This is a genomic window from Couchioplanes caeruleus (assembly GCF_023499255.1).
Lineage (GTDB): Bacteria > Actinomycetota > Actinomycetes > Mycobacteriales > Micromonosporaceae > Actinoplanes > Actinoplanes caeruleus_A.
In genome coordinates this window covers 7,590,935-7,612,775 of sequence record NZ_CP092183.1, presented here as the reverse complement: position 1 = coordinate 7,612,775, position 21,841 = coordinate 7,590,935, and the positions used below count along the sequence as shown (strand labels likewise).

19 protein-coding genes are annotated in these 21,841 nt (G+C 72.0%); 10 read left to right on the top strand and 9 right to left on the bottom strand.

All coding sequences use genetic code 11. The annotated features are described in order from the left end of the window. Positions 1–65: 65 nt before the first annotated feature. The gene (thiC, locus tag COUCH_RS35060; RefSeq protein WP_249609448.1) at positions 66–1,649 is read left to right on the top strand and encodes a phosphomethylpyrimidine synthase ThiC; all 1,584 of its coding nucleotides are present in this window, start codon (positions 66–68) and stop codon (positions 1,647–1,649) included. Positions 1,650–1,697: 48 nt separating this feature from the next. On the opposite strand, the gene COUCH_RS35055 is transcribed toward thiC, so the two are convergent. The 5 genes from COUCH_RS35055 to COUCH_RS35035 all read right to left on the bottom strand — a co-directional run bounded on the left by COUCH_RS35055 (position 1,698) and on the right by COUCH_RS35035 (position 6,347). Beyond that, entirely contained in the window at positions 1,698–2,144 is a 447-nt protein-coding gene (locus tag COUCH_RS35055) for a ribonuclease domain-containing protein (protein ID WP_249609447.1), read from the bottom strand. A gap of 295 nt (positions 2,145–2,439) precedes the next feature. Then, the gene (locus COUCH_RS35050) at positions 2,440–4,272 is read right to left on the bottom strand and encodes a hypothetical protein (RefSeq protein WP_249609446.1); all 1,833 of its coding nucleotides are present in this window, start codon (positions 4,270–4,272) and stop codon (positions 2,440–2,442) included. Positions 4,273–4,347: 75 nt separating this feature from the next. After that, entirely contained in the window at positions 4,348–4,650 is a 303-nt protein-coding gene (locus tag COUCH_RS35045; protein ID WP_249609445.1) for a cupin, read from the bottom strand. Continuing rightward, complete coding sequence (locus COUCH_RS35040; RefSeq protein WP_249609444.1) at positions 4,647–5,588, bottom strand: LLM class F420-dependent oxidoreductase; 942 nt, start codon at positions 5,586–5,588, stop codon at positions 4,647–4,649. The genes COUCH_RS35045 and COUCH_RS35040 overlap by 4 nt, the downstream gene beginning before the upstream one ends. Positions 5,589–5,597: 9 nt before the next feature. Next, on the bottom strand, positions 5,598–6,347 hold the full coding sequence (locus COUCH_RS35035; RefSeq protein ID WP_249609443.1) for an ABC transporter ATP-binding protein: 750 nt from the start codon (positions 6,345–6,347) through the stop codon (positions 5,598–5,600). Between the two features lie 232 nt (positions 6,348–6,579). Here COUCH_RS35035 and COUCH_RS35030 point away from each other — a divergent pair, with 232 nt between their 5' ends. Further along, positions 6,580–7,626: an ABC transporter substrate-binding protein gene (locus COUCH_RS35030; protein WP_249609442.1), complete on the top strand. Its 1,047-nt coding sequence runs from the start codon at positions 6,580–6,582 to the stop codon at positions 7,624–7,626. Positions 7,627–7,690: 64 nt separating this feature from the next. Further along, positions 7,691–8,515 carry an ABC transporter permease gene (locus COUCH_RS35025; RefSeq protein ID WP_249609441.1) on the top strand — a complete coding sequence of 275 codons (825 nt, stop codon included), beginning with the start codon at positions 7,691–7,693 and terminating at the stop codon, positions 8,513–8,515. A gap of 62 nt (positions 8,516–8,577) precedes the next feature. Here COUCH_RS35025 and COUCH_RS35020 read toward each other — a convergent pair whose 3' ends face one another. Continuing rightward, positions 8,578–9,738 carry an ABC transporter substrate-binding protein gene (locus COUCH_RS35020; protein WP_249609440.1) on the bottom strand — a complete coding sequence of 387 codons (1,161 nt, stop codon included), beginning with the start codon at positions 9,736–9,738 and terminating at the stop codon, positions 8,578–8,580. 507 nt (positions 9,739–10,245) lie between these two features. On the opposite strand from COUCH_RS35020, the gene COUCH_RS35015 reads away from it, so the two are divergent. Genes COUCH_RS35015 through COUCH_RS35000 form a run of 4 tightly spaced genes read left to right on the top strand, consistent with a single transcriptional unit; the run spans position 10,246 to position 14,955 of the window. Continuing rightward, on the top strand, positions 10,246–13,530 hold the full coding sequence (locus tag COUCH_RS35015; RefSeq protein WP_249609439.1) for a sensor histidine kinase: 3,285 nt from the start codon (positions 10,246–10,248) through the stop codon (positions 13,528–13,530). Next, positions 13,527–13,940 carry a roadblock/LC7 domain-containing protein gene (locus COUCH_RS35010; RefSeq protein WP_199515804.1) on the top strand — a complete coding sequence of 138 codons (414 nt, stop codon included), beginning with the start codon at positions 13,527–13,529 and terminating at the stop codon, positions 13,938–13,940. Before COUCH_RS35015 ends, COUCH_RS35010 begins: the two co-directional genes overlap by 4 nt. A gap of 51 nt (positions 13,941–13,991) precedes the next feature. After that, positions 13,992–14,354, top strand: coding sequence for a DUF742 domain-containing protein (locus COUCH_RS35005; protein ID WP_199515803.1), 363 nt, complete (start codon positions 13,992–13,994; stop codon positions 14,352–14,354). Next, complete coding sequence (locus COUCH_RS35000) at positions 14,335–14,955, top strand: GTP-binding protein (RefSeq protein WP_249609438.1); 621 nt, start codon at positions 14,335–14,337, stop codon at positions 14,953–14,955. Before COUCH_RS35005 ends, COUCH_RS35000 begins: the two co-directional genes overlap by 20 nt. Before the next feature lie 41 nt (positions 14,956–14,996). Here the strand turns inward: COUCH_RS35000 and COUCH_RS34995 are convergent, their stop codons facing one another. After that, a complete protein-coding gene (locus tag COUCH_RS34995) occupies positions 14,997–16,142 on the bottom strand; it encodes a uroporphyrinogen-III synthase (protein WP_249609437.1) in 1,146 nt (381 codons plus the stop codon). A 728-nt stretch (positions 16,143–16,870) separates the two neighbouring features. Here COUCH_RS34995 and rplM point away from each other — a divergent pair. The 3 genes from rplM (at position 16,871) to glmM (ending at position 19,349) form a co-directional block, all read left to right on the top strand. Continuing rightward, positions 16,871–17,314 (top strand): 50S ribosomal protein L13, encoded by a 444-nt coding sequence (gene rplM, locus COUCH_RS34990; protein WP_199515800.1) that lies wholly within the window; start codon positions 16,871–16,873, stop codon positions 17,312–17,314. A 20-nt stretch (positions 17,315–17,334) separates the two neighbouring features. Then, positions 17,335–17,844, top strand: coding sequence for a 30S ribosomal protein S9 (gene rpsI, locus COUCH_RS34985; protein WP_275980029.1), 510 nt, complete (start codon positions 17,335–17,337; stop codon positions 17,842–17,844). 152 nt (positions 17,845–17,996) lie between these two features. After that, entirely contained in the window at positions 17,997–19,349 is a 1,353-nt protein-coding gene (gene glmM, locus COUCH_RS34980; protein ID WP_249609436.1) for a phosphoglucosamine mutase, read from the top strand. A 42-nt stretch (positions 19,350–19,391) separates the two neighbouring features. Here the strand turns inward: glmM and COUCH_RS34975 are convergent, their stop codons facing one another. Together COUCH_RS34975 and COUCH_RS34970 are read right to left on the bottom strand one after the other, a co-directional pair. Beyond that, positions 19,392–20,567, bottom strand: a complete 1,176-nt coding sequence (locus tag COUCH_RS34975) for a pyridoxal phosphate-dependent aminotransferase (RefSeq protein ID WP_275980151.1) — start codon at positions 20,565–20,567, stop codon at positions 19,392–19,394. 82 nt (positions 20,568–20,649) lie between these two features. Next, positions 20,650–21,666 carry an MmpS family transport accessory protein gene (locus tag COUCH_RS34970; protein ID WP_249609435.1) on the bottom strand — a complete coding sequence of 339 codons (1,017 nt, stop codon included), beginning with the start codon at positions 21,664–21,666 and terminating at the stop codon, positions 20,650–20,652. Positions 21,667–21,841: the final 175 nt, after the last annotated feature.

Sequence of the window (21,841 nt, the reverse complement as noted above, 5' to 3'; positions counted from 1 at the left end):
TTGCTGTCGGGCCGTGATCCCTCGCGGCCTTGTCATGCCCGGTTCATCACGATTGGGGAGGAAACATGAGGCGCAAGGTGTACGTCGAGGGCTCCCGTCCGGACCTGCGGGTGCCGTTCGCCGAGGTCGAGCTGACCGGGGACAACCCGCCCGTCCGGCTCTACGACACGTCCGGTCCCGGCAGCGACCCCGAGGTGGGGCTGCCGCCGCTGCGCGGGCCGTGGATCGCCGCCCGGGGCGATGTCGCGCCGGTCGCCGGTGGGGGCACGCCGCTCGCCGGGGACCGTCCCACCCAGCTCGCCTACGCGCGGGCCGGGATCGTCACCGACGAGATGGAGTTCGTGGCGATCCGCGAAGGCGTCGACCCGTCCGTGGTGCGCGAGGAGATCGCCGCCGGGCGGGCCGTGCTGCCGGCCAACGTCAACCACCCGGAGACCGAGCCGATGATCATCGGCTCGCGGTTCCTGGTCAAGGTCAACGCCAACATCGGTACGTCCGCGGTCACGTCCTCGATCGCCGAGGAGGTCGACAAGCTGACCTGGGCCACCCGCTGGGGCGCGGACACCGTCATGGACCTGTCGACCGGCAAACGCATCCACGAGACGCGCGAGGCGATCATCCGGAACTCGGCCGTCCCGATCGGCACCGTCCCGATCTACCAGGCGCTGGAGAAGGTCGACGGCGACCCGGTCAAGCTGTCCTGGGAGGTCTTCCGCGAGACGGTGATCGAGCAGGCCGAGCAGGGCGTCGACTACATGACCGTGCACGCCGGGGTGCTGCTGCCGTACGTGCCGCTGGCGGTCGACCGCGTCACCGGGATCGTGTCGCGCGGCGGCTCGATCATGGCCGCCTGGTGCCTCGCGCACCACCGGGAGAACTTCCTCTACGAGAACTTCGCCGAGCTCTGCGAGATCCTCGCCCGGTACGACGTGACGTTCTCGCTGGGCGACGGGCTGCGCCCCGGGTCCATCGCGGACGCCAACGACGAGGCGCAGTTCGCCGAGCTGCGCACGCTGGGCGAGCTCACGCACGTCGCGTGGGAGCACGGCGTGCAGGTGATGATCGAGGGGCCGGGGCACGTGCCCATGCACAAGATCAAGGAGAACGTCGACCTGCAGCAGGAGCTGTGCTCGGGGGCGCCGTTCTACACCCTCGGGCCGCTGACCACCGACATCGCGCCGGCGTACGACCACATCACCTCGGCCATCGGCGCCGCGATGATCGGCATGTTCGGCACCGCCATGCTCTGCTACGTCACGCCCAAGGAGCACCTCGGGCTGCCGGACCGGGACGACGTGAAGGCGGGTGTGATCGCGTACAAGATCGCCGCGCACGCCGCGGACCTGGCCAAGGGGCATCCGGGGGCGCAGGCCTGGGACGACGCGCTGTCGAAGGCACGGTTCGAGTTCCGCTGGGAGGACCAGTTCAACCTGGCGCTCGACCCGGAGACCGCGCGGGCGTACCACGACGCGACCCTGCCCGCCGCGCCCGCCAAGACGGCGCACTTCTGCTCGATGTGCGGGCCGAAGTTCTGCTCGATGAAGATCACCCAGGAGCTCAAGGAGTACGCCGCGCAGGGGATGAAGGACAAGAGCGACGAGTTCGTGAACGCCGGGAGCCGGGTGTACCTGCCGGTCACGACCGCCTGATCCGGGGTGCTCGTCGCCCGGCCGGTCACCGGGCGACGAGCCCGATCCCTAGAGCTTGTAGAAGTTGACGTAGTGGTCGGGAGTGAACCACGTCTCCTTCGTGGAACGGTTCACCACGATCCGGTACGCGTCCCGCGCCGCGCCGCGGGACCGGGGGTAGACGTCGTACTCGTTGTAGGTGGCGTTGGTCGGCAGTTGGCGTTCACGGTTCTGGAACGTGCCGCCGGTGTAGTTGTACTGGCCGTAGGGCCACGTGTACCAGCCGGCGCTGGTGGGCCAGCTCAGCTGACTCCAGCCCGACCGGGCGGTGCGGGCGTCGGTGCAGCGCGACATCGTGCAGCTGGAATAGACCGATGCCTCGGCGGCGGCGGTGTGCTCCGGGGCGACCACGGCGGGGGCGACGAGCGTGCCGCCGGTGAGCGCGAAGACGATCGCGACCGCCGAGAGCAGGCGGCGCAGGCGGGACGGGCGGGGTACCGGGGTGTCAGCGGACATGCGGACTCCGTAGCGTCGGGGCCCGTCGTGCCGGGCCGTGCGCTCATCCTCCGGCGGGCGCGGGCGCGGCGGTACATCCGCTACGGATCATTCCATCGGCGTTCGGCTATGTGTTGGGGCGTGCTTGCTGGGTTTTCGCTTGAAAATCCGCTCGGGTCGGTGGTCGTTCCCGAGCGGGGTCTGCGTGGGGTGGGCTCTGGTTCGACGGTGCCAGGGCGGCGACAGGTGGCTCGCCCCGCTCGGATTCCACCTCGGCCACGAACCGGTGCGCGCGGGCGGGCGAGGGGGCCGGGCCTCAGCTGCCGAGGCCGCTCACCCAGTCGACGTAGTCCTCGTCCTTGCGCTTGCGCAGGCCGAACCGGCCGCGGCCGCTGCCCGCCGCCGGGCCGTCCGGGGCCGGCGCCTGCTGCGGGACGTCGGCGTGCTTCGGCGCCGGGGTCACGGACAGCGGCGGGGTCACCGGCTGGGGTTGCGGGAGCGGCGCGCTGACCATGGTGGGTTCCGGGGTCAGCGGCTCGGCGGCGCGGCCTCGAGCGAACGGGCGCAGACTGCGGCCCAGCCGGCCCGGGACCGAGCGGGGCTGTTCCGCCGTCGGGGCCTGGAGGGCTTCCGGGGGGATGGGGCGGGTCGCGGGCTCCGGGACGTACGGCTTGGGTGCGGCGGCCGGCGTCTGCGTGACCGCCCGGGTGGGACTGCCGCTGGCCGGGCCGTGGATGGCCGGCCGTGCAGGGCTGCCGGCGCCGGGGTGGTCCTCGGCGGGGGCGCCCGGGTTGTCCTTGCCGCGGGCGAAGGCGTCGAAGGGGGCCGGGTCCGGGGATGCGTACTCGCCGAGGGGGACGCTGCGGCCGGTCGCCGTGGGGGAGGCCGGGCGGCGGGTCGGGAACTCGCCGGTGCGGCCGGTGAAGGCGTCGGCCACGCTGGAGCGGCGGGTCTTGGGACGTTTCGGTGCCGGCGTACCCGTGGTGTCGAAGACCGCGGTGTCCGACGCGCGCAGCTGAGGGTCGGTCTTGGGCTCGGCCTGAGGGCGGGCCGGCGCCCCCACCGGAGGGCGGGCCGGTGCGGGGGCCGGTGAGGGGGCCGCTGCCACCGAGGGAGTCGACGCCGGGGTGGCAGGCGCCGGCGTGCCAGGGACCGCGGTGGCGGGGGTCGGGGCCGGGGTGGCGGGCGGCGTGGGAGAGGGCGCGGCCGCCGCGGCGATCGCGGATGCCGGCTGTTCGACGCGCTTGGGCAGCGGCGGGCGGTCCTCGGTCGGGGTGTCGTCCTGCTCGTCCGGCGCGGGGGAGCGGCGCAGGACCGCCGCCAGGACCGAGCCCAGGACTCCGGCTCCGGTCGCTGTCATGGCCGCCCAGTACGGCACGACCTGGTAGCGGGCGTCGCCCGAGCCGGGGCCGGCGATCAGGTAGGCGATCGTCAGCAGTGCCGGGCCCGGCATGCCGGCCAGCGCGATGGTCAGCGTCGGCAGGTCGCGGCGGCGGGCGGCCCAGCCGAGGATCGCGCCGAGGAGGAGGGCCAGGGCCGGCATGGTGGCCAGGGCCGTCCGCTGGGTCACCGCCGGGGAGAGGAAGCCCGCGTCGAAGACTCCCAGGCGTACGGCGGGGAGCGCCTCACCCGGTCCCAGCGACGGGGACACCGACACCAGCGCCACCGTCCAGATCGCGGCGGCCGTGGCGATCAGGCTCCACCGGGCCACCGCCTGCGCGACGGCGCCCCACGCGGCGAAGATGCCGACCAGTGCGCCGAGGCCCGCGCAGATGGCGATGACCACGACCGGGTTCACGCCCGCCACCTGGGCGGTGCGGGCCGGCTGCATGGTGAGCGGGACGACCACCGCCGCGCCGATCGCCGCGGCGAACGCCAACGCGATCTCGGTGCCCACCCCGGACCGGAAGGCCGGCGCCCAGCGGCGCAGCAGGTGCGCGCCGGCGAGGGCGCCGGCGACCGCGGCCACCATCGGGATCCAGGCGGCCCAGGCCAGTTGCGCGGTCCACTGATCACGCGCCGTCACGTCGAGGACGCGGGTCAGGCGCACGATGCCGAGGCCGTACGCCAGCCCCAGCTGGCTCGCCCCCGCCAGCGCGCCCACGCCGAGAGTGGCGGACAACAGCTTGGCCCACGTCCGAAATGCCATGGCGGGCACGTTACGGAATGGTCCGGGCCGCCCGCCAGTCGGAAGCCCGCTTCTTAAGGCTTGCCAAAATTCCGGTTAGGCGGACTTCAGCTCGATGATCCGGCCGATATACACAGTGTCACCGACGTTGGTCAGCATGTGAGTCTGGCCGGGCCCCCGGAAGACGATGCTGCCGGTCTCCTCGACCACGTCGATCCGGTCGCCGTCCGCGGTGTGGATGACGTTCTTCGCGCCCTGTACGGCGACCACGACGTACGGCAGCCCGTGGTGGTGCAGCGGCTGCGACTCGCCGGGCTGCAGCGAGATGTGCCAGACGCGCACCTTGTCGTTCTCGAGCAGGATCTCCTGCCCGACGGGTCCCAGCTCCTGGTCGTTCACAGCGCTCCTACCTGTGGCAGGACCCGGTCGGCGATCAGGTCCAGGTGGTCGAGGTCGGCCATGTCGATGATCCGCAGGTGCACCCGGGTGGCTCCGGCCTGCGCCATCTCGCCGATGCGCTGCACGAGCGCGTCGGGGGAGCCCTCCACCGGGTCCTCCGGCGGCAGGGCGCTCGGCACGTGCAGCGGCGCGGCCCGGCGGCGGGCCTCCTCGTCGGTGCGGCCCAGGGCCACCACGATGCCCGCCGACAGCGTCAGGGGGCGGTCGGCGGGGCGCTCGTACGTCTCGCAGGCCCGGCGTACCCGATCGAAGGCTTCCGTCGTCTCGGCGACCGTCTTGAACGGCATGTTGAACTCGTCCGCGAAGCGGGCGGCCAGCTCCGGCGTCCGCTTCGGTCCCCGGCCGCCCACGATCACCGGCGGGCCCGGGCGCTGCACCGGCTTCGGCAGCGCGGGCGCGTCCAGCAGGCGGTAGTGCTTGCCGTCGAACGAGAAGGTCTCGCCGTCCGGCGTGGCCCACAGCCCGTTCACGATCGCGAGCTGCTCGGCCAGCCGGTCGAAGCGCTCGCCCAGCGGCGGGAACGGGATGCCGTACGAGGTGTGTTCGCGCTCCAGCCAGCCCGCGCCCATCCCCAGCTCGATCCGGCCCCCGCTCATCGCGTCGACCTGCGCCACCATGATGGCCAGCGGGCCGGGGAGCCGGAACGTGGCCGAGTTGACCATCGTGCCGAGCCGGATCCGGGACGTCTCGCGGGCGAGGCCGGCCAGGGTGAGCCAGGCGTCGGTGGGACCGGGCAGGCCGGGGTCCGCGCCCATCGACTGGTAGTGGTCGGCGCGGAAGAAGCCCTCGAAACCGGCGTCCTCGGCGTGCCGCGCCAGCCGGAGCTGGTCGTCGTACGTGGCGCCGCGATGCGGCTCGGTGAACAGGCTGACGCGCATGCGGGTGTCCTAAGCCATGAGCAGTTCGTGCAGTTCGGCGCTGCACCGGGCGACGTCCTCGAGGTGCGCGCCGCGGCCGAGCGTGCGCGGCCGAGGGATCTTGACTTCGAGCACCTCGCGGATCCGGCCCGGGCGCGGGCTGAGCACCACGACCCGGTCCGCCAGCAGCACCGCCTCGTCGATCGAATGGGTGACGAAGACGATGGTCGTGTTCAGTTCCATGTGCACGCGCTGGAGCTCGCCGGACAGCTCCTCGCGGGTCAGGGCGTCCAGGGCCGAGAACGGCTCGTCCATGAGCATCACGCGCGGGTTGGCGATCAGCGAGCGGCACAGCGCGACCCGCTGCTGCATGCCGCCGGAGAGCTCGTGCGGGAGCCGCTTCTCGAAGCCGGAGAGGCCCGTCATGGCCAGCAGCTCGTGCGCACGCTCGCGGTGGGCGGCCTTGCGCCAGCCGAAGATCTGCACCGGCAGCAGCACGTTGTCCAGGACCGTCCGCCACGGCAGCAGCGCCGGTTTCTGGAACATCATCGCGATGTCACGCCGCGGTTTCGTCACCCGGTCGCCTGACACCCGTACCTCGCCGGAGGTCGCCGGGAGCAGTCCGGCGATCATGCGCAGCAAAGTGGACTTTCCGCAGCCGGAGCGGCCGAGGATCGCGACGAACTCGCCCTCGGCGACGTCCAGTTCGATCTCCCGGAGCGCTTCGACGGTGCCGGAACGTCCCGCGAACGTCCGGGAAACGCCGCTGAGCCGGATCATCTGCGTGTGCTCCCGATGGAGTCGGATCGATGCGCTGCCACTGTAGCCGTCCGATGGTGAGGGCTGAGGAGCAGCCTGTCCACAAGGGTTTCTGAGACATACCTGTCATCGATGATCAGCTTCGGGTCCCCTACGCTTACGCCGCGAGTTCAACACAACACCACGCGGCGTCACGGCACCCTCCGCCGGCGGCGCCGACCGCCTCAACACCCCTCGGTTGGGAAGGAATCCGGTGCACAGAAGGACATTCACCCGTACGATCGTGGCCGCCGCGCTGGCCACGACGCTCGCCGCCGCAGCCGGTTGCAGCGACGACGCGGACGACAAGAGCGCGTCCGGCGGTTCGCAGACGCTGGAGAAGATCACGTACCTGACGTCGTTCGGCAACTTCGGCCGTGACAGCTACGCCTACGTGGCGAAGGAGAAGGGCTACTTCAAGGACGCCGGTTTCGACGTCGAGATCAAGCCCGGCAACGGTTCCGGCGAGAACGTGAAGTCGATCGTCGGCGGCCAGGCCCAGTTCACCCCGATCGACCTCACCGGCGGCCTGCTCGCCGCGGGTGGCGCCGGTGGCGCGCCCAAGCTGACCGGCTTCACCGCGGTCGCGGCGATCCAGCAGCGCACGATGGCGGCGATCATGTCGCTGGAGGGCTACGGGATCAGCGCGCCCAAGGACCTGGAGGGCAAGACCCTCGCGGACACCCCCGGCTCCGTCGTGCGCAACCTGTTCCCCACGTACGCGAAGCTGGCCAACGTGGACGCGACCAAGGTCAAGTTCCAGAACGGCAACCCGCAGACGCTCTTCGGCACGCTGGCGCAGCACCAGGTGGACGGCATCGGGCAGTTCGTGGTCGGTAAGCCCACGATCGAGAACATCGCCAAGGGCAAGACCGCGGTGCTGCTGCCGTACAGCGACTACCTGCAGGACCTCTACGGCAACGTGCTGATCACGTCCAGCCAGTACGCCAAGGACAACCCCGAGAAGGTGAAGAAGTTCACCGGGGCTCTGCTCAAGGGGCTGCAGGACTCGATCACCAACCCGGACGAGGCCGGCACCATCCTGAAGAAGTACGTCGCGACGGCCGACCCCAAGTCCGCCGCGGCCGAACTGACGCTGATGGCGCCGTTCGTGCGCTCGGAGGCCTCCGGCGTGCCCGTCGGCGCGCTGGACAACCAGCGGGTCGCGCGCAGCATCGCGATCCTGCAGGGCTCCGGTCAGATCCCGGCCGGGCTCACGCCCGAGCAGGTCATCACGTTCGACCTGGTGCCGAACGCCTGATCCGGCTGCTGTCGCGGGGCGTCCGCCCGGACGCCCCGCGACGCCGCGGAGGAAACGATGAGACATGACTGACCTCGCGACCGCCTCCGCCCCGGCGGCGGCGGATCCGGCGGGACCGGCGCCGCGCCGTACCGTCTCGGCCGTGCTGTGGCCGCTCCTCGGCCTCGCGGTGGCGATCGTCCTCTGGTGGGCCGTCACCGTCGCCTTCGACATGAACGTGGTGGTGCTTCCGGCGCCGCCCGAGGTGCTCGACGGCTTCAACCGCTACCGCCAGGTCCTGCTGACCGAGGCCTGGCACACGTCCTATTCGACGATCCTCGGCTTCGCCCTGTCCGTGCTGGTGGGCGTGCTCATCGGCCTGGCGATCGCGGCGTGGCGGCCGGTCGAGCGGATGTTCTCGCCGCTGCTGGTGGCCTTCAACGCCGTGCCGAAGGTGGCGCTCGCGCCGCTCATGCTGATCTGGTTCGGGTACGGGCAGACCCCGATCCTCGCGATGGCGTTCATGGTCTGCTTCTTCCCGATCGTGCTGTCCACGGCGACCGGGCTGACCAGCACGCCGGCGGACCTCGCCGAGCTGGTCCGGTCGATGGACGCCTCGCGGCTGCAGACGTTCCTGCGGGTCCGGCTGCCCGCCGCGCTGCCGCAGATCTTCGTCGGTCTCAAGGTCGGGATGCCGCTCGCGGTGATCGGTGTCGTGGTCGGCGAGATGCAGTACGGCGAGACCGGCCTGGGCATGATCATCGTGCAGACCAGCGGCCAGGGTGACACCGCGACGGCGTTCGCCGCGATCGCCCTCCTGGCCGTGATCAGCATCGTGCTGTACTACCTGCTCGTGCTGGTCGAGCGGCTCGCGCTCCCGTGGGTGCGGGCGACGACCTCCGCACGCTGATCCGCGTACCCGAAAAGGGCGCCGGTCCTGCACGGACCGGCGCCCTTCGGGTCTGCGGTGGGTCAGCTGAGCAGGCGCCAGCGACCGCTGCGGGCGACCAGGAGCGTGAGTGCCTGCGGCATCAGGCCGGAGTGGTTGTCGGGCGTCAGGCGGATCGGGCCGGAGAGGCCGTCGGTCTGCGAGGTCTCCAGGATGTCGCGGATCCGCTGCCGGTTCGTGCCGGCCTTGGCCACGGCGTCGGCGATCAGCGAGATCGCGTCCGCGCCGAACGAAGCGGCTCCCGAGTAGCTGCCGTAGCGCGAGGTGTAGTCGCGGAACCACTGCTTGCGGGCGGCCTTGGCGGGCGTCGTGGCGATGACGTCGTCGATGGCGAGGATCTGGGTGAACACCATCGTCGTGTTGTTCGTCGCGGCGGCGGCCTCCTGCGGCAGGAACAGGTCGCCGGCGGCGGCCGCGTCGAAGTACACCCGGCCCTTGAACTTGGCGACCTTGGCGCTGGTGGCCGCCAGCGTCGCCTGGTCCGCGCCGGTCCAGACCACCAGCGCGTCAGGGTCGGTGTCGGTCAGGGTGCCCACCGTCTGGGTCACGTCCGTGGCGGTCGGCTTCACCGGCAACTGGTTGGTCACCTCGATGTTCGCCTTGGCCAGCTCCTTGACCATGTGGCTGCGGCCGCCCTTGCCGTACAGGTCGTCGGAGTAGAGCAGCGCCACCGACTTGGTGTCCGTACGGACGAGCTCCGCGGTGAGCGCCGCCGCGCTGTCGGCCGGGTTGGGACCCAGCTTGAAGAGGTAGCGCCGGCTCTCCACCGGTGTGCTGACCTCCTCGGCGGGCGCGAGCGCGATGGTCGGCACCCGCTTGTCGTTGATCGTCTTCGCGGCCGCCACCGCGCACTCGCTGCAGACGCCGGACACGACCGCGGCCACCGAGGCGTCGTCGCCCATGGTGCTGATGTTCCGCAGCGAGGACGTCGGGTCGGACTTGTTGTCCTGAATACGCAGGACGAGGTTGTAGTCGCCGAGCTGTCCGGACGCGTTCACCTGTTCCACGCGCAGCTGCAGGGCGCGGGCGTACGCGGCGTCCACGGCGGAGCCGGAGGCCAGGTCGGCGCCGATCACGACGTCGGTCTTGCCGCTCGCCTCGCTGTCCGAATCGCAGGCCGCGAGGGCGGTGACGACGAGCGCCGATGCGGCGACGGACGCCGTCAGGCGACGGGGGAGCCTCACTGGGGGTGCCTCCTCGAGGGCGGTGCCGGGACGTGTTGTGTCCCGCAGAACGCAACGTTGTCCGGAGTGGACCGCGTGAACACGGACAGTCCGTCCGTCCAACCGCGCCAAACCTTGCCAACGTGAAGAGTCGTGGTCAAGCCGCGCCCCCATCGACGTTCGCCTTCGGGCCGGATATGGGTGGCGGGCAGGGCGCGGGACAGGCATCCCACATAGTGGTTGGAATCTTGATGGACATGCGTCACTGTGTCGACACGGAACGTCGTTACGGTTACATTCGCCCACGTCAACGCCTACGCACTGTCGATTGTCGACGCCTTCGGGTGATTGCCGGGCGCGCGTGAGCCCTGTTTCCGGGATGTCTCGGACTTCCCAAAGGGTTGCCGACTCTGATGAAATCGCGGCCGTGCCGCGTGCGGCACCAGCCTTGTCGCAGCCAACGGCCGGGCCCGGACGCCGGCGATCGGGCGGGCGAAGAGATGCGGGGAAGATCAGCGAGGAGATGTCGTGAGCACCGGTTCTTCGACCCAGGCCTCGACCTATCCCGCGGGCTCCGCCGCCGATCCTGCCGCAGGCAGTGACGACGGCGGCAGGGATGGCGGCGCCGGAACCCGCGAGCGCCGCGGCCGGTTGCCGCGGCTGCGGGACGCCCGCATCCGCTCGAAGCTGGCCATGATCCTCTTCGTGCCGCTGCTGGCCGTGCTCGCCCTGGCGACCGTACGGCTGATCGACGTCGGTGGCCGCGCACTCGATGCGAGCCAGGTGGAGGACCTGACCCGGCTCTCCACCGACGTGTCGGAGCTGACGCAGTACCTGCACCGGGAGCGGATGGCGGCCGCCGAGTACCTGGCGACCCCCGGCTCGAAGCCGGACGGTTACAACGCCGTCATCGCCCAGAGTGATCAGCGGATCCAGAGGTACACGACGGACCGGCGCGCGCTCGACGAGCCGCCGCCGGCCGTGGAGGACCGGCTCGCCCGGATCGACGACCACCTGCGCACGATGGACGCGACCCGCAAGAAGATCACGGATCGCGACCAGATCGCCGTGTCCGAGGCCGTACTGCGCTACGGCGTCGTCATCACCGACCTCGTCGGCTACGGCGAGGTGCTCAGCCAGTACGCCGGCGCCGGCAAGGTCGCCGACAGCCTGCGCGCGGTCTCGGCGTTCTCCCGCGCCAAGGCGGGCACCGCCGAGCAGGAGGCGGTCGCGTACGCCGCCCGCGTCGCCGGCGACGTCAGCGACGAGCAGCTGTCCGTCTTCACCGCGACGCAGACCAGCCAGCAGGAGGCGCTCGAGGGCTTCGCCCTGGTGGCCACGCCGGAGCAGCAGGCGCTCGTCGACAACACCGTCACCGGCGACGCGGTCAACCTGGCCGACCAGGTCTCGCTGCGGCTCACCCGTGGCAACGCGGTGCCGCCGCAGGACATCACCCAGTCGATGGGCTCGGTGGTCGACCTGATGCGCTGGGCCGAGCAGCGGCTCGAGAGCCAGGCGCTGCAGCAGGCGAGCGACGAGAGCGGCTCGGTGACCCGGCAGGCCGCCATCGAGGCCGCCCTGGTGCTGCTCACGCTGATCATCGCCGTGGCCCTGGCCGTGCTGCTCGCCCGTTCGCTCAACCTCTCCCTGCGCCGGCTGCGGGAGGGCGCCCTCGCAGTGGCCAACCGCGACCTGCCCGACGCCGTCGCCCGGCTGCGCGACGTCCGCAACCTGGGCGAGGGCGGCGCCGACGACATCGTGCGCCAGGTGCGCGACCCGATCCGGCTCAGCAACCGCGACGAGGTCGGCCAGGTGGCGCAGGCGTTCAACGTGGTCCACCGTGAGGCGGTCCGCATCGCCGCCGAGCAGGCCGCGCTGCGTACCAGCGTCTCGGCGATGTTCCTCAACCTGGCCCGGCGCTCGCAGAGCCTGGTCGACCGGATGATCGGCGAGCTCGACCAGATCGAGCGGGGCGAGGAGGACCCGAAGCGCCTCGCCCAGCTCTTCGAGCTGGACCACCTCGCGACCCGGATGCGCCGCAACGACGAGAACCTGCTGGTCCTCGCCGGCGCCGACTCCAGCGCCCCGCGCCGCGAGGACGCCCTGGTGGTCGACGCGCTGCGCGCCGCGCAGTCCGAGGTCGAGCTCTACAACCGCATCGAGTTCGGCACGGTCGACACCGACATCGCCATCAGCGCCGTCGCCGTCAACGACGTGGTCCGCCTCGTCGCCGAGCTGCTCGACAACGCGACCCGCTTCTCGCCGCCGAACACGGTGGTGGTGGCGGACGGCCGCCGGATCCGCGACTACGTGGTCATCCAGGTCGAGGACCGCGGGCTCGGGATGTCCGAGGAACAGATGGACAGCCTGAACCGCCGCCTCGCCGAGACGCCCGACGTGGACGTGGCCGCGTTCCGCCTGATGGGTCTCGCCGTCGTGAGCCGGCTCGCCAACCGGTACGGCATCCGCGTCGAGCTGCGCGCCAACATCGAGGGCGGCACGGTCGCGCAGGTGATCCTGCCCAACCACATCGTGGTGCTGCCGAACAGCCGGCCGCTGGACCCGCCCTCGCGCGGCAACCGCCAGCTCGAGCCGACGCCCTCCGGCTGGAACGACCCGATGCCGCTGGGCCGGGGCGGCGCGGCGACGGCCACCCTGCCGGCGATCGCACCCGAGCCGTGGCAGCACCGCTCCGACAGCTTCCCCGCCGCCGACCGGAGCGGCCCGCCGACGATCTCCGCGCCGCCGCGGCAGCCCGACATCCCGAGCCATCCCCAGCTTCCGGTGCAGCCCTCGCAGCGCCCGCAGCAGGGGGACGGCTTCCCGACGCCGAACCGGCCCGCGCTGCCCAAGCGCGGCGCCGACGAGCGTCCGCCGCTGCCCACCCGGGTGGCGCAGCCGGTCGATCCGGTGCCGGCGGGGACCTCGGCGTACGACTCGGGCGTGGCCGGCTCGCCGACGATGGCGTACCCGACGATGCAGGGCTCGGCGGCCGACACCCAGGTGTCGCGGCCGCTGAACCCGGCGGTCGGGTTCACCACCCCGGACGCCGGTACGGCCCCGCGCCGGCCCGCGAGTCCCGAGCCCAACGGCTGGGGCGCAGCGCTCGCGGCCATGCCGCCCCCGCCTCCGCCTCCCGCGGCGCAGCAGGACGAGCGGCCGGAAGCGGCGCCGATCTTCCTGCAGATGCAACAGAGCTGGTTCAAGGGTCACGACGGGCCGATCACGGAGGAGTGGGGCATGCCGACCGCGGGCTACGCGCCGCCGCCGAACCAGTCGTCCTCGGCCGGCACCACGACCACCACCGCCGCGCCGCAGACCGCGAGCGCGGCACCCCGGACGGCTGCCCCGGCCGCCCGGCCCGTCACGGCTCCGCCCGTCCCGGTGTCGCCCGCGGTCCCGGCCGCCCCGGCGTCCCCGGCGCCGGTCGCCGCCGGTGCCGAAACGGCGGGGCAGAATGGTTCGCGGCCGGCCGACGCCGGTCCGGACGGCGGTAACCAGTCCGTGCCCCGGCCTCGCAGGTCGGCCGAGGACGCCTGGCGCACCGCGGCCGACGAAGGATGGCAGCGGGCGATGGCGGCGGCGGCACCCACCGTCACCGACACCACCCGTTCCGGGCTGCCCAAGCGGACGCCCCAGGCACAGCTCGTGCCCGGCGGCGTGCAGACCGCTCCCCGAAACCAGACACGGCGCAGCCCGGATGAGGTGCGTGGGCTCCTCTCCGCGTACCACCGAGGCGTGCAACGAGGGCGTACGGCCGGCAGTGAGGAAGCTGCCGAGGGCGCCCCTGCTCCGAAGGAGAACGGACAGTGACCAGGCCCCCCACCATGCAGGACATGGGCTGGCTGCTCAGCAACTTCGCCGACAGCGTGGCCGGGATCGCGCACGTGGTCGCGGTCTCCGCCGACGGCCTGCTGCTGGCCTCGTCGCGGGATCTGCCCGCGGACCGTGCCGACCAGCTCGCGGCGATCACCTCCGGCGTGGTCAGCCTCACCGACGGCGCCTCCCGCATGTTCAACGCGGGCGCGGTGCAACAGACGATCATCGAGATGGACAGCGGGTACCTCTTCCTGATGTCCATCAGCGACGGATCGTCGATGGCCGTCCTGGCCGCCCGCAGCTGTGACGTGGGCCAGGTCGGCTACGAGATGGCGCTGCTCGTCGAGCGGGTCGGCGCCGCCCTGGTGCCGGCGCCGCGTGAGGCCGTCGCCCACCAGGTCTAGCAAGGACCCCGCACGTCCCTACGTCCAGCTCGCAAAGGAGGTGACCGTTCGATGGGACAGCCGCACGACCCCCGCGGCAACCTGGTCCGACCGTATGCGGTCACCCGGGGCCGGACGGAGCCGCGCCGGGACATTCCCATCGAGGCGGTCCTGGTCGCCAGCCAGGCCGCCGTTCAGGAAGCCCGGTTCGCCGGGCACGACAAGTACCGCATAGCCGTGCTGTGCGAGCCACGGGCGCAGTCGCTGGCCGAGATCGCGGCCTACAGCCGGCTCCCGCTGGGTGTCGCCCGGGTACTCGTCGCCGACATGGTCGCCGACGGGATGCTGTCGCTGCACAGCGCCGCTCCCAAGGAAGGGTTCACGGAGCGGATGGATCTGCTGGAAAGGGTGTTGAGTGGACTTCGCAAGCTCTGAGCGGGCGGGGGCGCAACCCAAGGAGATCACCTCCGCGAAGATCGTCATCGCTGGTGGCTTCGGCGTGGGCAAGACCACGCTCGTGGGCGCGGTCTCCGAGATCGAGCCGCTGACCACCGAGGCTGTGATGACCTCGGCGGGACAGGGCATCGACGACGCGTCCAAGGTGCCGGGCAAGGAGACGACCACGGTGGCGATGGACTTCGGTCGCATCACCATGGCCGACGACCTGATCCTGTACCTGTTCGGCACCCCGGGCCAGACCCGTTTCTGGTTCATGTGGGACGAGCTGATCCGGGGAGCCGTGGGCGCCGCGGTGCTGGTGGACACCCGTCGCATCTCCGACGCCTTCGCGCCGCTCGACTATTTCGAGAACCGTCACCTGCCGTACCTCGTCGCGCTGAACTGTTTCGACGGCGCGCCGCGGTACGAGCCCGAGGAGGTGCGTGAGGCGCTGGCCATCGCGCCTCAGGTGCCGCTGATCATGTGTGACGCCCGGCACCGCGACTCCGTCAAGCAGGTGCTGGTCGGGGTCGTCGAGCACGCCATGCGCACGCTCGTGGCCGAGCAGGAACGCGGCTTCCCGACCCCGGTCGGATAGCGGTCGTCCGCCTGCCCACCTGATGTCGCCCCACGGGCGGGTCAGGTGGGCAGGCGGTATCCGCGCTTGACCACGGTCTGGATCACACCCGGGGCGCCCAGGCCGGCCCGGAGCCGCGCCACGGCCATCTCCACCGCGTGCTCGTCGGCGCCGCGGGGGAGCGTACGCAGCAGCGCCGCCCGGGACAGCACCCGCCCGGGCGCGGCGGCGAGCGCCCGCAGCACCGCCATCGGCGCGGGGGCCAGGGGCTTCAAGTTGCCGTCCACGATCGCCGCGTGGCCCCGCAACGTCAGCGAATGGCCGGCCACCTCGAGGCTCACCGCCCGCTTCGGCAACTCGTCGACGATCGTGCGTACCAATGCGCCCAGCCGGGCCCTCGCGGGCGCGACCACCGGAACGTCGTGCTTGCGCAACGGAGCCGCGGTCACCGGTCCGACGCACGCCGCGAGCACGTGGCGGCGCAGCGCGTCCAGCAGCGGTTCGGTGCTGGGACCGGCGGCCCGCAGCAGGGCCGCGACGGCTGGTGCCGAGGTGAACGTGACGGCGTCCACGAGCCTGCCGGCGACGAGATCCACCAGGCGGTGCAGCGGCGCGGGGTCGATCGGTGGCGCCCAGCGGTACACCGGCACGTCGATCACCCGCGCCCCGGCCGCCTGCAGCGCCTCGGTGTACTCCGGCTGGCTCTCGCCGTGCAGCTGCGTCGCCACGGTGAGCCCGGCGAGGCCCCGGGGGGTCAGGTGGTCGACGACCTCCTCGTAGCCCTCACCCTCGGGCGACCACTGGTCCTGCAGACCGGCGGAGCGGACCGCCGCCCTCGCCTTCGGCCCCCGCGCCACCAGGTATGCGCCCGAGAGCACCGCCCGTAGCGCCTCCGCCAGCCCCCAGCCCTCCGCGGCCTCCATCCAGCCCCGCATCCCGATGCCGGTGTTGACCAGCACGACGTCTGGTGGTGTCGTCAGGCACCGGCGGGTCGCGGCACGCAGCTCGGCGTCGTCCGCGATCGGGACGATGCGCAGCGCCGGGGCGATCACGACCCGGGCGCCGCGGTGCTCCAGCAGGCCGGCCAGCTCGTCGCGGCGCCGGTCCGAGGTCACCCCGATCGTGTACCCGGCCAGCGACGCCGTCGGCTCCGTGAGCGCCGACGGCGTGATCACGGATTTGCGCGTTCCCCCGGTACGTTCCGTCATCCGGCGCCCGTGCGGAGGTCGTCGGACGGCTGTTCGAGTCGCGGCGTGGCCGGCCGGTCCACCGAAGGGCACGCCCGGAGCACGCCGTCCTCAGCGTCGACCCGCTCCCATGTCACGCCTACGTTCTCCGCCGTACCTCCGGCCGGCGCACGCCGCGACTCTTCTCCGCCGGAGCGGTCACCCGTTCCGGCGGGCACCGCCAGGTCCGTCCTCAACCCTGGCGGTGGTTCCTGTCCGGTGCGGCGGTGAGCGTCGCCGGACCGTCGTCCGAACCTGCTCGCCGAGGCCGCACCTGGGCCGGCCGTGCGGTGGCGTGCGTCGCCGGACGTCCGTCCGGGCCGCGTCGCCGGGGCCGCACCGCTTGCCATGACCGAAGCGTGCCGGTGGGGAATTTCGGCCTCGCGTCCCGTATGTTTCGAGCCTGCTAAGAGGCATTCATGCCCGCGGGTCCCCATCGTGGGTGGAATCACGTCACCCGCTGTCGGCGTGCCGTGGGTCACGGCCTATCCTGGGCCCGGTAAGTTGTGCGGTCCGTCGGCCTGGCGGGCCTCTGACGTTCCACGCTTGACGTTCTACAGCTCAGCCCGTTTTGACCGTGCGCCGCGCCGGCGGGTATTGTTGCCTGCTGTTGTGCGACAGCTGCGAGCGTTCCCGTTCGGGTACGCTTGATGTTCGTGCTCTCACGACCAGCGCGCGCCCCCAGACCGACGACGAGACAAGGTAATTCTGTGCGTACGTACAGCCCGAAGCCGGGTGAGATCGAGCGTCAGTGGCACATTATCGACGCTTCTGACGTCGTTCTGGGCCGCCTGGCCACCCACGCCGCCACCCTCCTGCGTGGGAAGCACAAGCCGACGTTCGCCCCGCACGTCGACACCGGCGACTTCGTGGTGATCATCAACGCCGGCAAGGTCGCGCTGACCGGCAACAAGCGGCAGACCAAGGTCGCCTACCGGCACTCGGGCTACCCGGGTGGCCTCAAGCAGGTCGGCTACGAGGAGCTGCTCACCAAGCGGCCCGAGCACGCGGTGGAGCTGGCCGTCAAGGGCATGCTCCCGCACAACAAGCTCGCCCGCCAGATCCTCAAGAAGCTGAAGGTCTACCCCGGCGCCGAGCACCCGCACGCCGCTCAGCAGCCGGTGCCGTTCGAAATCAAGCAGATCGCGCAGTGAGCGCGGGCGAAGGAAACAGCATGTCCGACATCGTCGAGCCCGAGGTCGTCGAGACCGTCGAGGCGCCCGCGGAGGAGACCCCCGCGGAGACCGTGGTGGTCGTCGAGGCGCCCGCGCCGGCCGTGCGCGCGCCGCGTCCGGGTGACCGTCCGATCCAGACCGTGGGCCGCCGCAAGGAGGCCATCGTCCGGGTGCGGCTCATCCCCGGCAGCGGCAAGATCACCTGCAACGGCCGTGACCTCGAGGCCTACTTCCCGAGCAAGGTGCACCAGCAGCTCATCCGCGAGCCGCTGAGCACCGCCGAGAAGGCCGAGCAGTTCGACGTGATCGCGAACCTCCGCGGTGGCGGCATCACCGGCCAGGCCGGCGCCCTGCGCCTCGGCATCGCCCGTGCGCTCATCGAGAACGAGCCCGACGACCGTCCGGCGCTCAAGAAGGCCGGCTTCCTCACCCGTGACGCGCGGGTCAAGGAAAGCAAGAAGTACGGCCTCAAGAAGGCCCGTAAGGCTCCGCAGTACTCGAAGCGCTGATCGCAGCGCTCGCCTTGCACCACGTCTGACCGGGACGGCCGGGTGCGCCCCTTCGCTGGAGGCGCGCCCGGCCGTTTCCCGTTTCCCTCCCCGAACAACGCACCGGTCCGCCTTTACTGGACAGGGACAGGACCGGCGAAAGGAACGGCTCCATGGGGCGACTCTTCGGCACGGACGGCGTACGCGGGCTCGCCAACGGCGACCTCCTGACGCCGGAACTGGCTCTCTCGGTCGCGGTAGCGGCCGCCAGGGTCCTCATCGAGACCGATCGGAGCCATCAGCCGCTCGCCATCGTGGGCCGTGACCCGCGGGCCAGCGGCGAGATGCTGGAGGCCGCGGTCGTCGCAGGGCTGACCAGTGCCGGGGCCAACGTCGTACGGGTCGGTGTGCTGCCCACGCCGGCCGTGGCGTACCTCGTCGGACAGGCCCAGGCCGACCTCGGCGTCATGCTGTCGGCCTCGCACAACCCGATGCCCGACAACGGCATCAAGCTGTTCGCTCCCGGCGGCCTCAAGCTGCCCGACGAGCTGGAGCAGCGGATCGAGGCGGCGGTCACCGACGGGCACGGGCTGGTCGGGCGGCCCACCGGCGCCGGCGTCGGCCGCGTGCACGACCTCCTCGACGGCGCCGAGCATTACGTGAAACACCTCGTGGCCTCGACGCCGCACAGCCTCACCGGCATCAAGGTGGTCGTGGACTGCGCGAACGGCGCGGCCAGCGACGTCGGCCCGGCCGCGTACGAGCAGGCCGGCGCGGAGGTCATCGCCATCCACGCCGAGCCGGACGGGCTGAACATCAACGACAACTGCGGCTCCACCCACCTCGAGGCGGTCCGCGAGACGGTCCTCCGCGAAGGCGCCGACCTCGGGCTGGCCCATGACGGCGACGCGGACCGGTGCCTCGCGGTCACCGCCACCGGTGAGGTCGTCGACGGCGACCAGATCATGGCGATCCTGGCGCTGGCGATGCGGGACGCGGGCACGCTCGCCGACGACACGCTGGTCGCGACGGTGATGAGCAACCTGGGCCTGCGGCTCGCGATGAAGCAGGCGGGCATCCGGCTGGTCGAGACCAAGGTCGGCGACCGGTACGTGCTGGAGGAGCTGAACGCCAACAGTTACGCCCTCGGCGGCGAGCAGAGCGGCCACATCGTGATGCCGGCGTACGCCACGACCGGCGACGGCGTCCTCACCGGCCTGCACCTGATGGCCACGATCGCGGCGACCGGCAAGTCCCTGGCCGACCTGGCCGCGGTGGTGCACAAGCTCCCACAGGTCCTGATCAACGTGCCGGTGAAGGACCGCGAGGCGGGCGCACAGGCCCCCACGGTCCAGGCGGCGGTGGCGCTGGCGGAGAACGAGCTGGGCGAGACGGGCCGGGTGCTGCTGCGCCCGTCCGGCACGGAACACCTGGTCCGGGTCATGGTCGAGGCCGAGACCGAGGAGCAGGCCCGTACGGTCGCGGAGCGCGTCGCCGACGAGGTGCGGGCAGCCAGCCCCGCCTGATCGTGGGTTCCGCCCCGGCTCACTGGGCCGGGGCGCCTCTCCTCAGGCCAGGGAGCTCAGGCGGCGGGCGGCCTCGTCGATGACGTCCTCGCGCTTGCAGAAGGCGAAGCGGATGAGGTGGCGCCCGTACTCCTGGTGGTCGTAGAAGACCTGCGTCGGCACGGCCACCACGCCGCAGCGCTCCGGGAGCTTACGGCAGAAGGCCACCCCGTCCGTCCCGCCCAGCGGCGTGATGTCGGCGGTGACGAAATACGTGCCCTCCGACGGCAGAACGGCGAAGCCCGCGGCGGTCAGCCCCGCCACCAGCCGGTCCCGGCGCGCCTGAAGGCCGTCGCGGAACGTCGCGAAGTAGGTGTCCGGCAGGGCGAGCGCCACCGCGACGGCCGGCTGCAACGGTCCCGCGTTGACGAACGTGAGGAACTGCTTCACCCGCATCACGGCCGAGACGAGGTGCGCGGGGCCGGTCGCCCAGCCCACCTTCCAGCCCGTGCACGAGAACGTCTTGCCCGCCGACGAGATGCGCAGGGTGCGCTCGCGCATGGCCGGCAGGGACGCCAGCGGTACGTGCGGCGTGGCGGCGTCGGTGAACACGAGATGCTCGTAGACCTCGTCGGTCACGGCGTACACGTCGTGCTCCTGACAGAGCTGCGCGATGAGCGCCAGCTCGTCCGCGGTGAAGACCTTGCCGGTGGGGTTGTGCGGCGAGTTGAGCAGCACCATGCGGGTCCGCGGCCCGAACGCGGCACGCAACTCACCCTCGTCGAGGCCGTACCGTCCGCCCGGCCCCGGCCGCAGCGTGACCGGCCGCCGAACCGCGCCGGCGAGGGCGATAGACGCCGCGTACGAGTCGTAGTACGGCTCGAAGCAGACCACCTCGTCCCCCGCCTCGCACAGCGCGAGAATCGCGGCGGCGATCGCCTCGGTGGCGCCGGCGGTGACCACCACCTCGGTGTCCGGGTCGCGGCCGAGCCCCCAGAAGCGTTCCTCGTGGGCGGCGATGGCCTGGCGCAGCGCCGGGATGCCGGGCAGCGGAGGGTACTGGTTGGCGCCGGAGCGCAGCGCCTCCGCGGCGGCGGCGAGCATCTCCGGCGGGCCGTCGGTGTCCGGGAAGCCCTGTCCCAGGTTCACCGAGCCGGTCCGGGCGGCCAGCGCGGACATCTCGGTGAAGATGGTGGTGCCGAACGGGCGCATGCGGCCGACGAGCGGGTCCGCCGAGATCGACGACGTCACGCCCGCCAGCCTACGGGTGAGCGGCCGCTCACGGCAGCGGGCGGGCGACGGCTCGCGCCGGTCCGGGCGCCTAGAAGATCACCTTGCTGCAGGTGGCCGTGATGAAGGTGCCCGTACTGGTCTTCTGGGCGACCTCCTGTCCGTCGACCGTGGCCCGGCACGAGATCGTGCCCTCCGACGTGCTGCCGCGCACCGCCACGACGGAGATCAGCGCCGAGCCGTGCAAGGTCACCTTCTTGCGCCACGGCAGGGAGGCGTTGCGGACCCGCTTGGGGTCCTTGCCCAGCTCGTCCATGTAGACGATCTCGACTGGGCCGTCGCCGGTGATCTCGTACTCGACCTTGATCGCCGCGCCCTTGCCCGGGGCGTTCGGGATGCCGGTCGGCAGGCCGGGGATGTCGGTCGGCAGGTCCGTGGGGAGCGTCGGCAGGTCGGTGGGGAGGTCGTCGGGAAGGTCCGGCACGTCCTCGGTCGGCACCGCGGTGGGCAGCGAGTCGATGGCCGCCTTGGCCTTGTCGGTGGCCCGGTTGACCAGCAGCACTGCGGAGGTCACGCCGCCCGCGCAGAGCAGAAGTGTGACGGCGATCAGTACGGCCACCAGCGGCGTGTTGCTGCGCTTCGGCGGCCGGGGTGGCGGGGCGCCGTATCCCGGCGGCGGCCCGTACCCGGGCGGCGGCCCGTACCCCGGCGGACCATAGCCGGGCTGCGCGGTGCCGTAGTCGGGCTGAGGTGGCCCGTAGCCGGCCGGGGGCGGCGTGCCGTATCCGGGCTGGGACGGCTCGTAGCTGCCCGGCGCGGGGGTGCCGTAGCCGCTCGGCGGCGGGGTGTCGTAGCTGCCCGGCGGCGGGGGATAGGCGTCCTGCACGGGCGGGAACTGTGACGTCGGCGGGTAGCCGTCCGGCGGGGCGCTCGCCTGGCTGTCGGCCGTGGGCAGGGGCGCGTACCCGGGCTGGAACTGCGGGGTGGCCGGCGGCTGCGGGGGCTGCGCCGCGAGCGGGGCGCCCGACTGCGCGGACCAGGGCTGCCCCGAGGCGGGCTCCTCGGGCGGGAGCGGGCGCGTGGGGTCCGGTGGCGGTGGGTAACTCAATGGTGTCTCCCGGGGAGGCGTCGGCCCGACGGTACGCCTTCGCCGCCAGAGAGGGATCACCCGGTCGTGTCGCGTACCCCCGTGACCTGGCCGGGAGGTGGCCCGCACCCGGCCGAACGGCCCTTTCGCTCACGTACGATGCGCGAAAGTATGGTTCTTGCGCAGGACCCGTGAG

Excerpts from the sequence above, each read along its gene's own strand:
- COUCH_RS34995 (WP_249609437.1), bottom strand. The coding sequence starts at position 16,142 with ATGACGGAACGTACCGGGGGAACGCGCAAATCCGTGATCACGCCGTCG.
- COUCH_RS35035 (WP_249609443.1), bottom strand. The coding sequence starts at position 6,347 with ATGATCCGGCTCAGCGGCGTTTCCCGGACGTTCGCGGGACGTTCCGGC.
- COUCH_RS35055 (WP_249609447.1), bottom strand. The coding sequence starts at position 2,144 with ATGTCCGCTGACACCCCGGTACCCCGCCCGTCCCGCCTGCGCCGCCTG.
- COUCH_RS35040 (WP_249609444.1), bottom strand. The coding sequence starts at position 5,588 with ATGCGCGTCAGCCTGTTCACCGAGCCGCATCGCGGCGCCACGTACGAC.
- glmM (WP_249609436.1), top strand. The coding sequence starts at position 17,997 with ATGGGGCGACTCTTCGGCACGGACGGCGTACGCGGGCTCGCCAACGGC.
- COUCH_RS35050 (WP_249609446.1), bottom strand. The coding sequence starts at position 4,272 with ATGGCATTTCGGACGTGGGCCAAGCTGTTGTCCGCCACTCTCGGCGTG.
- COUCH_RS35025 (WP_249609441.1), top strand. The coding sequence starts at position 7,691 with ATGACTGACCTCGCGACCGCCTCCGCCCCGGCGGCGGCGGATCCGGCG.
- COUCH_RS35005 (WP_199515803.1), top strand. The coding sequence starts at position 13,992 with ATGGGACAGCCGCACGACCCCCGCGGCAACCTGGTCCGACCGTATGCG.
- thiC (WP_249609448.1), top strand. The coding sequence starts at position 66 with ATGAGGCGCAAGGTGTACGTCGAGGGCTCCCGTCCGGACCTGCGGGTG.
- rpsI (WP_275980029.1), top strand. The coding sequence starts at position 17,335 with ATGTCCGACATCGTCGAGCCCGAGGTCGTCGAGACCGTCGAGGCGCCC.